The organism is Photobacterium sanguinicancri, assembly GCF_002265265.1.
In the GTDB taxonomy this organism is placed as follows: domain Bacteria; phylum Pseudomonadota; class Gammaproteobacteria; order Enterobacterales; family Vibrionaceae; genus Photobacterium; species Photobacterium sanguinicancri.
Genome location: NZ_NOIF01000145.1, coordinates 1 through 13,569, shown reverse-complemented (window position 1 = coordinate 13,569; position 13,569 = coordinate 1). Strand labels below are relative to the sequence as shown.

Below are 13,569 nucleotides of genomic sequence, written 5' to 3'. Positions count from 1 at the left end.
GGCCTTAGCCGCTTTTTGTTTATTTCAATAGCAATAATAGGCCGCGTTGTGGCTTTATGCTTTATCGCTCAGTGTTGCGTACGCATGCAAAAGTTCGGTAAGAACAGAAACCCAGCCAAATGCATTTTCAGGTGCATTCTTTAAGATCTTTTCTACTTCTTCACAGTGTTGCTCAAGTGTTACAGCTTCTTCTAAGTTGAATGACAAGGCGTAGAAATGCCAAAGCAGTAAGCGAGTCATGCGTTCAGTATTTTGATGTGAATTCTCTGAGGCTTCAAATGCCCCTTTTACTTCGCCAAGTGCAATCGCTGTCATACGAAGCATGGCATCAAATTGTGCTGATTTCAGGCGGTCTTCATTGTCGATTTCTTCTTGATCGAACGTGAACAGTTCTTCCATCATATCTTCGGGTACCATGCGGCTCAGTACTCGCATACTGAATTCTTCCAGCTCGTGTCGTGGCATAGTAACAAGGCATTCAAATGTGTAATCGCGTTCCATAATACTTCTCCGAAGTGTCAACTTATCTATGACGGGACTGCATGATAAAAAGAGCGGGCGCGTATTCTGAGTGATTTTATGGCTAATTACCACTGCTGTTTCATCCCAAGATAGTGGAACGTGGGGGATTATTAAGAGTTTTAGTTGGAGTGATCCTGACAATGGGATGACATCTCTCGAAGGAGGCTTTCATATAGTCGCTGTTTTTTGTGACCTATTCAGCGTACCCCTATGCCAGACCGTAAACCCACATCGCACTCAGAGCAGCCTCAAGGGGCCGATATCTCTGATACGCCAACGTCAGCTAAGTCGAGTGTTGCTAGTAAACCGCATGCCTTGGGCAGGAATAAACGCGGCTATATTATGTATGGCTTGTTATCGGTTGGTATCGCCTTTTTTATAGCGACTGTGCTGCTGGGGTTTAGGTTACAGCAAGTTGTTAGTGATAAATTTACCGGGCAGTTGTGGCAGTTACCGTCAGTTGTTTATGCTCGTGAATTGGTTTTGCAACCAGGGGCTAAAGTTCGCTACGAAGAAGTACTGAATGAATTAAAACAGCTTAAATACCAACAAGTCGACAGACCGAGTCGATCTGGAGAATATACATCTTCAAGATTGAAACTTGAGTTCGTCCGTCGTCCTTTTATCTTTAAGGAAGGTAAAGAGGATGAAAGGCATGTGGTGGTTGAATTTGATTACACTTCTGTCAAACGTATTTCGGAATGGGTTGAGCGTGGTGGTAAGAAAGAGCTAAAACAACTAGGTATTATTCGAATTGAACCTAAAATGCTGGGGATGTTGGAATCACAAACCACCGAACAACGTATCTATCTGCCAAAAGATCAAATGCCTTCTGCACTAATAGATGCACTGATAACGACAGAAGATCGCGACTTTTATCAGCATGATGGTGTGTCGATTGTGGCTATTGGCCGTGCATTCGTTGCTAATATAAAAGCAGGACGAACAGTGCAAGGTGGCAGTACGCTGACTCAACAGTTAGCGAAAAATTTATTTCTATCGAGTGAACGTAGCTTATGGCGAAAGATCAAAGAAGCCTATATGGCACTGATCATTGACCATAATTATGAGAAAGACCAAATCCTTGATGCTTATTTGAATCAAGTCTATCTTGCTCAAAGTGGTAAACAAGCTATTCACGGCTTTGCCTTGGGCGCGCGCTTTTACTTTGGACGACCATTATCTGAACTTCGAGTTGATCAGCAAGCCTTACTGGTAGGCTTGGTGAAAGGCCCTTCTTATTACAATCCTTGGCGTTATCCTGAACGTGCAACAGCACGCCGTGATCTCGTGCTGCGTATGATGCACGATAGCCAAATGATTGATAACGTCAGCTATAAAAAGGCGATTCAACGTCCATTAGATGTGCAAGAAAAAGGACAACTTTCTCGCCGACAACCTGCGTATTTTGATCAGCTTCGCCGTGAACTTACCGAACAAGTCGGCGATAAGTTTGAATCGGGTAAAGGACTTCGCTTATTTACAACGCTAGATCCACTATCGCAAGAAAAAGCAGAAGAGGCGGTGCGTTCCACCATGCCTAAACTGGCTAAAAAAGCGGGCGCAAATATAGAAAATGCCATCGTTATTGCTGACCGATTGACGGGCGAAGTGCGTGCAATGGTTGGTGGAAGTAAGCCGGGCTATGCGGGTTTTAACCGTGCGATTGATGCAAAACGCCAAATTGGTTCTGTAGTGAAACCTGCCATTTATTTAGCGGCGTTATCACAACCAGAGCGTTTTTCACTGGCCACTAGCCTTGAAGATAAACCGCTGAAGTTAACAGGAGAGCGTGGTGAGATTTGGTCGCCGCGAAATTATGACCGTCAATACCGTGGGGCAGTTCCACTCTATTTGGCGTTGGCTAAGTCTTATAATATTCCAACGGTAAATTTGGGAATGGCCGTCGGGCTTGAAGGGGTGATTGATACCATGGCGAAGTTGGGTGTCGATCGTCAGGAAATACCACCACTGCCTTCAATGCTGCTGGGGGCGTTTACCTTGACGCCATTTGAGGTGACGCAGATGTATCAAACCATTGCGAGTGGTGGGCGTAAAGCACCGCTGAAAGCATTAAGTGCCGTAGTCACCAATGACGGCGAGGTGTTATTTCAACAGTTACCGCTTTCATCACAAGTCGTCTCTGAACAATCGGCATGGTTAACTATGTACGGGTTGCAAAAAACGGTGACAGAAGGGACAGCGCGTTACCTTAACGGTCAATTACCGTCATCGCGTTTAGCGGGTAAAACCGGTACGTCAGATAAAGGGCGAGATAGTTGGTATGTCGGTATTGATGGACGTGAAGTGGTGACCGTATGGATTGGTAAGGACGATAACTCTAACTCTAAACTCACGGGATCATCGGGTGCATTGCGTTTGTACACCGATTATATTTTACGCCGAGATCCAGAACCTTTGGTATTGCAGCGTCCTAGCGAGATCGCCACTTTTGATTATCAGCGTAATCAAAACGGTACTTACAGTCAGCGTTGTTTAGGGCAAGAACATCTACCAGCATGGGATCCTAACGGTTTGCTGAAAGTGACATGCGTGAAGAAGGTACAACGTTTCTTCCAAAATCTATTTGACTGGTAGAGGGTATTTTTAGGTATTTGCTTAGATATTTTATTGAATTTTATTCAAATACTGCCTCAACCTAAGATACAGTCACAATGAATTAAGCCGCAGTGTATTCAATACACTGCGGCTTTTTAGTTAACACTTATTGACTGAGTGACTCGAATCACTATCTATTCGGCTTTATGTTTAAAGCGAGGCATTTAGTCCTTGTTGCCAAAACGCCACTTCCATACGTGTCGCCGTTTTGAAAATTTCACACAAACGCTGACCACGGGTGCTGTTAAGCTCAACTTCCGCCAACATCTTGTTTAGACGAGTTATGGTTTTATGCGCCCCTTGCTGAAACTCTTCGCTGCCGTACATTTCAATCCAACTGGCATAGGCGTTACCTTCAAGCTTTGTTGTTGGTGACTGAATAAGTTGCTCACCAATGACGGCGTAACCAATAGCACAAGGAGCCAGGGCAACGTAAAGGTCTAATAAATCACCTGCCATACCAGTATCAAGCACATAACGGGTATACGCGACGGTACCAAAATCTTCGAGTTCGGCTTCCATGTCAGACTCTGTTAAGCCCCATTGGCCACAATATGTTACGTGGTGTTGAATTTCAGTCTCTAATAGCGCAGTAAGGCTTGGCAGCGGCTCACGCATGTCTGCCAATGTCGGTGCTTTATAAACTGCCAGCGCATAAGCGCGTGCGTAATGCTTTAGAAATAGAAAATCTTGTTTCAAGTAGTGTAGATACGCAGCGGCGTTTAAAGTGCCATTGGCAAGATCCTGAACAAAGCTGTGTTGGGTGTAGTCCGTCCAATCCTGTTGGCAAGCGGAAATAAGATCCTGATAGTTCATGGTTGTCCTTTAGTGCCTGCCTAATGATATAAGCAGGGAAAATATTCGAATTAACAATAATTTGCTTTATGACTCATTAATTAATAAATCAAGTGCAGAATCTATAACGTTGGTACGTAATCTTGTGCTTTTGGTGCATGGCTGATGATCTTGTGCTTAAACATGAACTGCGCGAAGTTGTCGTAACGAACGGGATCGATAGCGGATGGACGTAATGCAAAACGAGGTAAAGTGTCTTGCCATGCGCGGCGGTTTAATTCGTTGTTTAGCGTGTCTGGGGCATAGGCAACAAACTCTTTCCATGCTTGGTCTGGGTGGTTCACTATGTACTGTGTCGCCAGCTCAATGGCTTTGTTGAATTTCTTCAGCGCATCAGCGTCGTAGCTGTTTTTATTGGCGACAACAACAAGCTCATCGTATGACGGTACACCGTGCTCTTCTGGGAAGAAGGCTTTTGCTTTGTAACCTTCGAGTGTTAATTGATTCGTTTCAAAGTTACGTAAACCGCCCCAAATCGCATCGACTTTGCCTGATGCAAGTGAAGATGAGAGTGCCCAGCCTACATTAATAATTTTCACATCGTCAAAAGCCACCCCTTGGCTCTGTAACATAGAGCCTATGGTCGCTTCTTCGTTCCCCGCAATCGCAATACCAATTTTTTTGCCTTTTAAATCAGCAAGTGTTTTGATTTTGCCATTATCTAATGTCATTAGTGTATTGAGCGGTGTGGCGATGAGTGTTGCAGAGCGGATAAGCGGTAAGCCAGCGGCAACATCAGTGGTTAGGCTTGTTTGGTACGAAATGGCCATATCGATTTTACCCGCAGCAACCAGTTTCGCAGGTACGCTAGGATCGGCAGGCTCTTGGATCTGAATTGTTAAGCCTTGATCGTTAAATAGTCCTCTTTCTTGGGCGATAACAATTGGGCCATGGTTAGGGTTAACAAACCAATCCAGCATTAGGGTCATTTCTTTGTTCGCAGTGTCTGCTGCTGAAGCTGCTGTGCTGCCGATGGTTACAATAGCTAAACCTAGTGCTAAAGCACACTTTGTAACTTTGCGTTGTGTAAACCAATTTTTCATATTGAGCCTTTATCGTAATAGTTATAGTGACGCCAATACCACTGAGCCAATTAGCTTTCTAAACAGATAGCTAAAGAGTGGCTTATCTAGCATGGTATGAGCTGAAAATGAGTACATAGAATCAATGTGTATGTTCTGTGCTTTGCCAAGGGATAAGACGCTTAAGTGCTATATCCGCAAAGAAGTAGAGTGCAATCGAGAATGACGCGAGAATGAATAACGCGGCGAACATTTCGTCGATCAACATCCGTGCGTTAGCTTGCAGCATCAGATAACCTAAGCCTTCGCTAGAGCCCACCCATTCGCCAACCACTGCGCCAATCGGCGCCACAACAACAGCTACCCGAATACCAGATGCTAATGCAGGTAACGCTGCGGGCAGGCGAATATGACGTAAAAGCTGCCATTTATTGGCACCCATTGTTTTCGCCAGATCTAAATAGCCCGTTGGTGTATGACGTAGCCCGTCGTAGCAGCAGGTGGTAACAGGGAAGAAAATGATGAGCGCAGCCATGACGACTTTAGACGCAATGCCATAGCCCAGCCAAAGCATCAAAATAGGAGCAATGGCAAAGACGGGAATGGCTTGGCTTGCGATTAAAATAGGCAATAACCAACGTCTTAGCGGATCAAACAATAGCATTTGCAATGCAAATATGAGCCCCATTGATAGCCCAAGTAACAGCCCTAATAAGACTTCAGATGCGGTGACGGATGCGTGATAAAACAACACGTTATAGCGCTGAAGCAGTTTGTCAAAAACAGCCAGAGGTGTCGGTAGAATAAAGCTGGGTAGTTCAAATACAACAACCGCTAATTGCCATAATCCCACGATGATAGCTGTGCTGATCATCAGACGAATCACAGGGTGTGATACCGCATTCGTCCACGATTTTGCTTGTCTGTTTTTTGGTCGCCCCGTTTTCTGCAAAGCCGCTTTTTGTAAAGCAATTTGAGGATGATTAACCATAATCTTGCTCCAAACGCGTGATAATACTTTGTTGGTGTTGTGCGAGTTCTGCGCTGTAATTACGCGGAGCCTGACCTTGTGGGGTAGGGAGCGAGACCATGGTCGCGGGTGAACCCGACATCAGCAATATTTGGTCACCAAGCCGTAATGCTTCCTGCGGGTCATGGGTGATTAACAAGACGGTTTTATCTTTTAATAAGGTCGCGGCCAGCGTTTGTAATTTATGGCGTGTCACGGCATCTAACGCCGAAAAAGGCTCATCCATTAACACAATCGGCTTGTCTTGCAGTAGTGTGCGGGCAAGTGCAACGCGTTGGCGCATACCGCCTGATAAGCTTTCAGGGCGAGCATGGATATGATCGCCAAGGCCCACATGGTTAAGTAATTCACACGCCCGAACTTGGCTACTTTCTGCGGATTGTTCTGGGTTAAAGCGAGAACTTAAACAAACGTTCTCAAGTACAGATAACCAAGGTAAAAGAAGGTCTTGCTGCGCCATGTATGCCACCCGCCCCTCAATAGGTTGATGGTCAGAGGCGGTTAATGAACCCTGCCAATCTGCTTGCTCGTCCAATAAGCCTGCCAATAAACGCAAAAGCGATGTTTTACCGCAACCACTTTTACCTAAAATACAACTCCACTGGCCTTTTGGTAGCGTGAGGTTTAGCTGCGTAAAGAGCGGTTTATCACTGGTGTTATAGCGTAATTGACACTGAGTGAGTGTCACTGCGACACCTGCTTGTGTGGGCAATGGCTGAATTAGAGTTGTCATATCTGATCTCATACTTCTTATGCCGTTGGATCAAAATGACCAGCAAAGAAGTGATGAACTGGGCCGTGCCCCGATCCTATTTCTAGCGAATCAGCATGGGATATGGCGTGTGAAATGTAGCCTTTAGCGTGAGTAACTGCCGTGACTAAATCATGGTCTTGAGCAAGGTAAGAAGCAATTGCGGCTGAAAGCGTGCAGCCTGTACCATGAGTATTATGGGTTTGAATGCGCTGGGTGCTAAAACGATAAACATCATCGGCGGTGATGAGCAGATCGGTACTGGTCTCACTTTGCTCTAAATGTCCGCCTTTTAATAAGATGGTCTTTGTATTGAGCTGTCGCATTTCTTCGATTAAGGCATCCATCTCAGCTTCGGTTTGAGGCACTGTACAGCCTAGCAATGCTGCAGCTTCAGGTAGGTTAGGGGTGATAACATCGGCAAGGGGGAGTAGGGTTTCTTTCAGCGTAGAAATAGCATCTTGCTGTAATAATAAATCACCGCTAGTGGCGACCATGACAGGGTCAATAACTAGGTGTTTCGGCTGATATTGTTGAAGTTTTTTGGCCACCATTGCGATGATCTTAGTATCGCTTAACATGCCGATTTTGACTGCTTTTACATCTAAATCAGAAAAGACAGCATCAAGTTGTTGTTCAACAAATTCAGGTGGTATGGCAAATATACCGCTGACACCTAGGGTATTTTGAGCGGTTAGCGCAGTGATAACAGAACAAGCATAACCACCTGTGGCAGAAATTGCTTTTATATCAGCTTGAATACCGGCACCACCGCCACTGTCTGAGCCTGCGATGGTTAAAGTAATTGGTGTTTTAGATGGCGTTACCATAATTTATCCCTAAAAATTGATATAGGGATAACAGGTGCCTGTAGAGCGATCTTGAGTGATCGAAATAGGGGACACAGCTGTTAGTTCCCTACGTCAGTGTTAACTGGATCAGGTTCAACGGGTCCCGCACTTGATACACATCGTATCTTGCAGTCTCAGCCTAAGGCCCCCCGACTAACTTTCAATAACATACTGAAAATATCAATATGTTTAGCATTTTGTATGGCTGGGATTATAACGTAATCGCACGGATCATCTACCCCTTATCCTAGATTAATTGGTATTAATCATGAGTGAAATAGAAAAAATATAGCAGAAGAGTACTGTGTTAATCAGTTTGAATGGTTACTAACTGAGGCATCGAAATCGAGAAGAGGTGATTTATTACTGTCAGTGGCGGCTAGCGGAGAGCAGATAGCAAAAAGGCGCTAAATTAGCGCCTTTAAATAATGAATTCGTTTGAATTACATTTTTTTACAGTAAGCAGCGATAAGCACCATAGTCGTGCCTGCAGCTTTACCACTGATGTGAAGTGGGTTGTCATTCATACGAATGCCACGTACCGCAGTACCTTGTTTAACTACTAGGCTAGAACCTTTAACTGGAAGATCTTTGATCACAGTTACGTTATCGCCAGCTTGAAGCGGTGTACCGTTAACATCAACAGTTTGAATAGATTCTAGCTCTTCAAGAGCGATGCCTTTTTCAGCCCATTCAACCATATCTTCTTCCATGTACATCATATCTTTAAGGTCTTGAGCCCAAGATTCTGATGTCGCAAGACGGTTAAGCATGCGGTAAGACACGATTTGAACAGCTGGAGTTTGGCTCCACATGCTGTCATTTAGACAACGCCAGTGGTTAGCTTCAACAGTATCTGCATCTTCGATTTGTCCACGACAAGTATCACAAACCATTACACAACAACCTGCAGTTTGATCCGGTGATGCTGGTACTTCATAAACACTTAGGTTGCTGTCTGAAGAACAAAGCTCACACTTAGATTCGCTGCGTTGTTTTAGAATATTTTCAATAGTCATTAGAAATTGTCCGTAGATTTTGTGAGGCCGTATTATGCCACCATTTAGTGAATTTGGAAGGCATATGGGCATATATCACACAATTATATTGTAGCGACATACGGTTTAGTAAAGCATAAATGGTTCAAAAGTAAAAAAATGCAGTTAATTGATGATGAACCTATCAAGAAACAGCATAATTAGCCGATATTTAGTAGCAAGCAACCAACATAATTAAAACATACAAAAAGGATGAACATGAAAAAGGCCATTGTACTTATCAGCTTAGTAGCCCTATTTGGCTGCACAGAAGAAGAAATCAAAGACACTCTATCAGGCAAAACTAAAGTATTTGCAGTCGAGAGCATAAATGTTGAAGGTGTTACTGGCTTAGATGATGGTACTTATGCGGTAACAGATAGCCATTTTGCGAATATTTTGCCAGATGTGTTTCCGAATGGAACAAAAAGTGATTTAGATAATTACGGCATTGGCACACATTCGTCATCATGCGCAAAAATTGATACCACTAACCCAGTGTGTTTCGAAGATGGGAAAAGCTGTACACCGACTGAAATGAAGCAATTGAACCTGAAAGTGTACAAGATTGACATTACTGATATTAAATCTGCTTACGAGAATGCTAAGTTTTTTCCAACGTTGGCAACAGAGTTAGGCATTCAGGGATTGAATCAAGTAAATATTGAGGCAGTTGCTTGCCCATAAACGTGTTTGCAATGCGTTGATTTTCACTAAAGATAACCGTACATACTGTGTACGGTTTTTTTTGGGCAAAGTTCGGCAAACATAACTATTAGTAATAATAGGTTGTAAAGTTTGTACTCTATTTAATGATTTATCTCGCAAAGCAGGTGGAATGATGATTAGAGCTTGTAACTAATATGATTAGATTCTGCTAATAAAAGGATGTTAGTAGTGAGAAAATCATGTTTCAAAAGACAATTTGTCTAGCTATCGGGCTAGGAATAGCTGGTGTTTCATTTCCTTCTTATGCACAAGAGTTTGAAGTTGCCCCTCGAATCATTGATGGCAGTGATACAAGTATTGCCGAAAACCCATGGATGGCATCACTTCGGTTAAGTGTGAGTAATGAGCACCCGATGTGCGGCGGAACCATCATTGATAGCCATTGGGTATTAACAGCGGCGCACTGCCTGGTACACGCGAGAACTGACGGTTCTGTAGAATCTGACTTTTTTGTACTTAAGCCTTATCAAATCAGCATTACTGTTGGTGAAACTGCCTTATCAAATGCGCAAATCGGTAACTATTATTCGGTCTCTCATGTTGTGGTTCACCCTAAATACACCCGATTATCTAAAATCGTAAACAGTTTGCGTCCGGATGGCTCAGTTGAGTCGGATGTAAAAGCGTTAGCTCTCGATAGTGATATTGCGCTCTTACGGGTTAATCGTGCTTTCCCGCCAGAATTGACACCAATTACGCTAGCTAATTCACAAATAGCCAGTGATTTTGATACCTCTTTAGGCAAGCTGTGGGATGAAGGGAATCGCCCAGAAAATCTCACTGTAACTGGCTGGGGAACGACAGCAATAGACGGTAATAGTGATTCTGCCGCTGATACATTGCAAACTGCAAAAGTGGCTTTTTTACCGATGAATGTTTGTTTTGAGCGATTAGAAAATGGCGATGATGCACCATCACTCGTTGATAGCCCGTTTAATTTAACGAAGATCTGTTCGCTGCCCTCTAAAATAAGTACGCCACCTGTTGATGCAGCTGAAGATGTGCCGCCATATGGCCCTGATGTATGTAAAGGGGATAGCGGTGGCCCTGCGACGGTTAAAGACGCTTCGGGTAAAACAATTCAACTTGGTATTATGAGTGGTGTTCCTGGTGGCTCACCATTATGTGGTTCGATTAACCGACCTGCATTTTACACTCGGATAGGCACCTATTTCGGCTGGGTGCAGGGCTACCTTGTGAATGGTCCACCAAGTAACACAGTGACTGTGCCTGACTTTATTAAAGATAATCCTAATAATCCAGATGGTGATAAGAAATGCAATCCTAATGCAGAAGGGGTATCGCCAAATAACTGTAATTTCATCGACCATGGTGCTGGTGGTTCAGTGCCTTGGTATATTGGATTACTGCTGGGAATGTTTGCGCTTGTTAGGCGAGGTAAGCGTTAATCTGTCAGATTGCCGAGATAGCAAGCGACAATAGAAAGTAATTTAGAGTAGATAAAGAAAAGCCACTGACAGTGAATGTTCAGTGGCTTTTAGTGTTCATTTATAATCAATTGTCATAAACGATTAGCGACGGAAAGTAATCGCTTCTTTTTCATCTAATGTAATGTGGCTTGTTGCTGGTTGTGTTTCAGCAATAACGTTACCACCACGAATAGAGAAGCGCACAGGTACTTGACGGCGAACCGCATCAAAGCCATTTTCAGCGGGTAAGATGATCAAATTAGCCGCTTTGCCATGCTCAATACCGTATTCAGGCAGAATGTTTAACGTACGAGCCGATTTCACACTGATTAAATCTAACGATTGGTTAATCTGATCGTAGCCCATTACCTGACAAACATGCAGCCCCATATGCAGAACTTGTAGCATGTTTGCAGTGCCTAACGGATACCATGGGTCGAATACATCATCATGACCAAAACAGACGTTAATATCAGCCGCTAGCATCTCTTTTACGCGCGTAATACCACGACGTTTCGGGTAATCATCAAAGCGGCCTTGCAGGTGAATGTTCACCAGTGGATTCGCAACAAAGTTAATGCCCGACATCTTTAGCAAACGGAATAAGCGAGACGCATAAGCACCGTTGTATGAATGCATTGCCGTTGTATGGCTTGCTGTTACGCGATCGCCCATCTCGTATTTGTGTGCTAGAGCAGCAAGGGTTTCCACAAAACGCGATTGTTCATCATCAATCTCATCACAATGCACATCAATTAAGCGGTCGTATTTGCGCGCTAATTCGAAAGCAAAGTGCAGAGACTCAATGCCGTATTCACGGGTAAATTCAAAGTGAGGAATAGCACCTACAACATCTGCACCTAATTTAACTGCTTCTTCAAGCAGTTCTTTACCATTCGGGTACGATAAAATACCTTCTTGTGGGAATGCCACAATCTGGATATCAACCCATTCTTTCATTTCTTCTTTTACTTCCAACATTGCTTTTAGAGCAATAAGCGTTGGGTCAGAAACATCGACATGGGTGCGCACATGTTGAACACCGTTAGCAATTTGCCACTTTAGCGTTTGTTTTGCGCGTGTTTTTACATCTTCAACAGAGAGTAGGGCTTTACGCTCAGACCAGCGCTCAATACCTTCAAAAAGTGTTCCTGAAATATTCCAGCTAGGCTCACCTGCTGTTTGCGTTGTATCAAGGTGAACATGAGGTTCACAGAAAGGAGGCATAGCCATGCCACCTTCACCATCGAGCACATAACCATCAAACGCAATAGCTTCATCAGCTGGTGCAATGTTAGAAAACTGACCGTTTTCAATTAGGATTTGATGCAGGCCTTCCTTGCCTTGAATTGTAACGTTTTTAATGAGCATTTCTGACTGTTGCATCGTCATATACCTTATGCGTTAGCTTGAACAGATTGATTGTGACGGTTTAAAAGCGGATTCAGCACTAAGTAACTTAATGCGCCACCTAATACTGCGTTGATTGGAACAACACCTGGTAGGAAATGGCCAGCGGCAACACCGATAGCAACACCTATGATGGCTGCCCAGTTAACCGTTTTAAATTCGGCATTTGCGAAATCTTTATAACGATGACGGTTTTTCAAGAAATCCGCAATAATAATACCGCCAATTGGTGGAATAGCTGCCGATAAGAAGGTCAACCAGCCAACAAAGTTATTGTAGAGCCATAGTGCACATAAAGTACCGACAATACCGTTAATCATTGACAGGTATTTACTTGGGATCCCTGTGACGTTTGATAAACCAAGACCAGAGGCATATAGCGCATTATCGTTGGTTGTCCAAATGTTTAAACCAAGCACAATAATCGCAGGAATTAATAGCCCTTGCGCAATCATCACTTCAGAAATATCCGCCTGACCTGTAGCTGCACCACCTGCTGCCCCGAAGATAAACATTAATGAGTTACCGATGAAGAAAGCAATCATGGTGATGAATACTGCTGCTTTGGGCTTTTTACCAAATCGAACGAAGTCTGCGGTTAGTGTACCTGCTGAAATGAATGAACCAACGACGAGTGCCAGTGCTGTTGAGAATTCGATAGGGTCTTTCGGTGTGATTGCTTTTAAACCTTCCATACCACCCATGCTGCTAACGGCTTCAATCACTGAGTAGCCGCCAAGTAGTGCAATAGCTGGGACTGCGATAGCGGAAAGGATCATTAATGCGGCGATACCGAAGTACACAGTGGCTGTCATTAGTAGACCCGATACCGCAATGAGAATGTTGGTATCAATGCCTGTCGCTTTATGTACAGGGATAGCAAACATTGCCACGCCAACACCAAACCAACCAACTTGAGTACCGCTAAGAAGAAGAGAGGGAAGCCAAGAGCCTTTAGAGCCAAAAGAGAATCGAGCAAGAAGGTGAGTAGAGAGGCCAGTAGAAGAGCCGATGTAACCAAGAAAGGAAGTATAGATACCGAGGATTAAATTACCAATAAGAACAGCGAGGAGAAAATCATCATAAGTTAACCCGGTTCCCAAGGTCCCACCTGTCCACATACTGGCAGAAAAGAACGTTAACCCTAACATTACCATCGTTAGTGATAGAACCCCTTTTCGCGCCGATTGCGGTACGGGACCTAAGCTATAGTTGTTGTCACCAGCCATTTAAAACCTCTACAGTCGATTATCACTAAATTAAAATATTGTTGCCATATTTCAGCCAAACGGCGCGTATTGTATGGATATAAG

General features: G+C 43.8%; 11 protein-coding genes, 1 pseudogene and 1 riboswitch. Of the genes and pseudogenes, 3 read left to right on the top strand and 9 right to left on the bottom strand.

What is annotated here, in order from left to right:
- Nucleotides 1-54: 54 nt before the first annotated feature.
- Nucleotides 55-501, bottom strand: coding sequence for a hypothetical protein (locus tag ASV53_RS17955; RefSeq protein WP_062687688.1), 447 nt, complete (start codon nt 499-501; stop codon nt 55-57).
- Between the two features lie 231 nt (nt 502-732).
- Between ASV53_RS17955 and mrcB the strand changes: the two genes are divergently transcribed.
- A complete protein-coding gene (mrcB, locus tag ASV53_RS17950) occupies nt 733-3,120 on the top strand; it encodes a penicillin-binding protein 1B (protein WP_094958096.1) in 2,388 nt (795 codons plus the stop codon).
- 171 nt (nt 3,121-3,291) lie between these two features.
- Here the strand turns inward: mrcB and tenA are convergent, their stop codons facing one another.
- The 6 genes and pseudogenes from tenA to ASV53_RS17920 all read right to left on the bottom strand — a co-directional run bounded on the left by tenA (nt 3,292) and on the right by ASV53_RS17920 (nt 8,669).
- A complete protein-coding gene (gene tenA / locus ASV53_RS17945) occupies nt 3,292-3,957 on the bottom strand; it encodes a thiaminase II (protein ID WP_094958095.1) in 666 nt (221 codons plus the stop codon).
- Nucleotides 3,958-4,058: 101 nt separating this feature from the next.
- A complete protein-coding gene (locus tag ASV53_RS17940; RefSeq protein WP_094958094.1) occupies nt 4,059-5,039 on the bottom strand; it encodes an ABC transporter substrate-binding protein in 981 nt (326 codons plus the stop codon).
- Nucleotides 5,040-5,160: 121 nt separating this feature from the next.
- Nucleotides 5,161-5,907, bottom strand: a pseudogene (locus ASV53_RS17935) (ABC transporter permease); the annotation flags it as partial.
- 94 nt (nt 5,908-6,001) lie between these two features.
- The gene (locus tag ASV53_RS17930; protein WP_239928844.1) at nt 6,002-6,781 is read right to left on the bottom strand and encodes an ABC transporter ATP-binding protein; all 780 of its coding nucleotides are present in this window, start codon (nt 6,779-6,781) and stop codon (nt 6,002-6,004) included.
- A gap of 17 nt (nt 6,782-6,798) precedes the next feature.
- Complete coding sequence (thiD, locus tag ASV53_RS17925; RefSeq protein WP_094958091.1) at nt 6,799-7,629, bottom strand: bifunctional hydroxymethylpyrimidine kinase/phosphomethylpyrimidine kinase; 831 nt, start codon at nt 7,627-7,629, stop codon at nt 6,799-6,801.
- 68 nt (nt 7,630-7,697) lie between these two features.
- Nucleotides 7,698-7,812, bottom strand: a riboswitch (TPP riboswitch).
- A 281-nt stretch (nt 7,813-8,093) separates the two neighbouring features.
- A complete protein-coding gene (locus ASV53_RS17920; RefSeq protein ID WP_062687691.1) occupies nt 8,094-8,669 on the bottom strand; it encodes a PhnA domain-containing protein in 576 nt (191 codons plus the stop codon).
- 237 nt (nt 8,670-8,906) lie between these two features.
- On the opposite strand from ASV53_RS17920, the gene ASV53_RS17915 reads away from it, so the two are divergent.
- Complete coding sequence (locus ASV53_RS17915; protein ID WP_062687692.1) at nt 8,907-9,374, top strand: hypothetical protein; 468 nt, start codon at nt 8,907-8,909, stop codon at nt 9,372-9,374.
- 221 nt (nt 9,375-9,595) lie between these two features.
- Nucleotides 9,596-10,825, top strand: coding sequence for a S1 family peptidase (locus tag ASV53_RS17910; protein WP_094958090.1), 1,230 nt, complete (start codon nt 9,596-9,598; stop codon nt 10,823-10,825).
- Nucleotides 10,826-10,948: 123 nt separating this feature from the next.
- Here the strand turns inward: ASV53_RS17910 and ASV53_RS17905 are convergent, their stop codons facing one another.
- Complete coding sequence (locus ASV53_RS17905) at nt 10,949-12,232, bottom strand: cytosine deaminase (protein WP_094958089.1); 1,284 nt, start codon at nt 12,230-12,232, stop codon at nt 10,949-10,951.
- 11 nt (nt 12,233-12,243) lie between these two features.
- Complete coding sequence (codB, locus tag ASV53_RS17900) at nt 12,244-13,485, bottom strand: cytosine permease (RefSeq protein ID WP_094958088.1); 1,242 nt, start codon at nt 13,483-13,485, stop codon at nt 12,244-12,246.
- Nucleotides 13,486-13,569 lie beyond the last annotated feature (84 nt).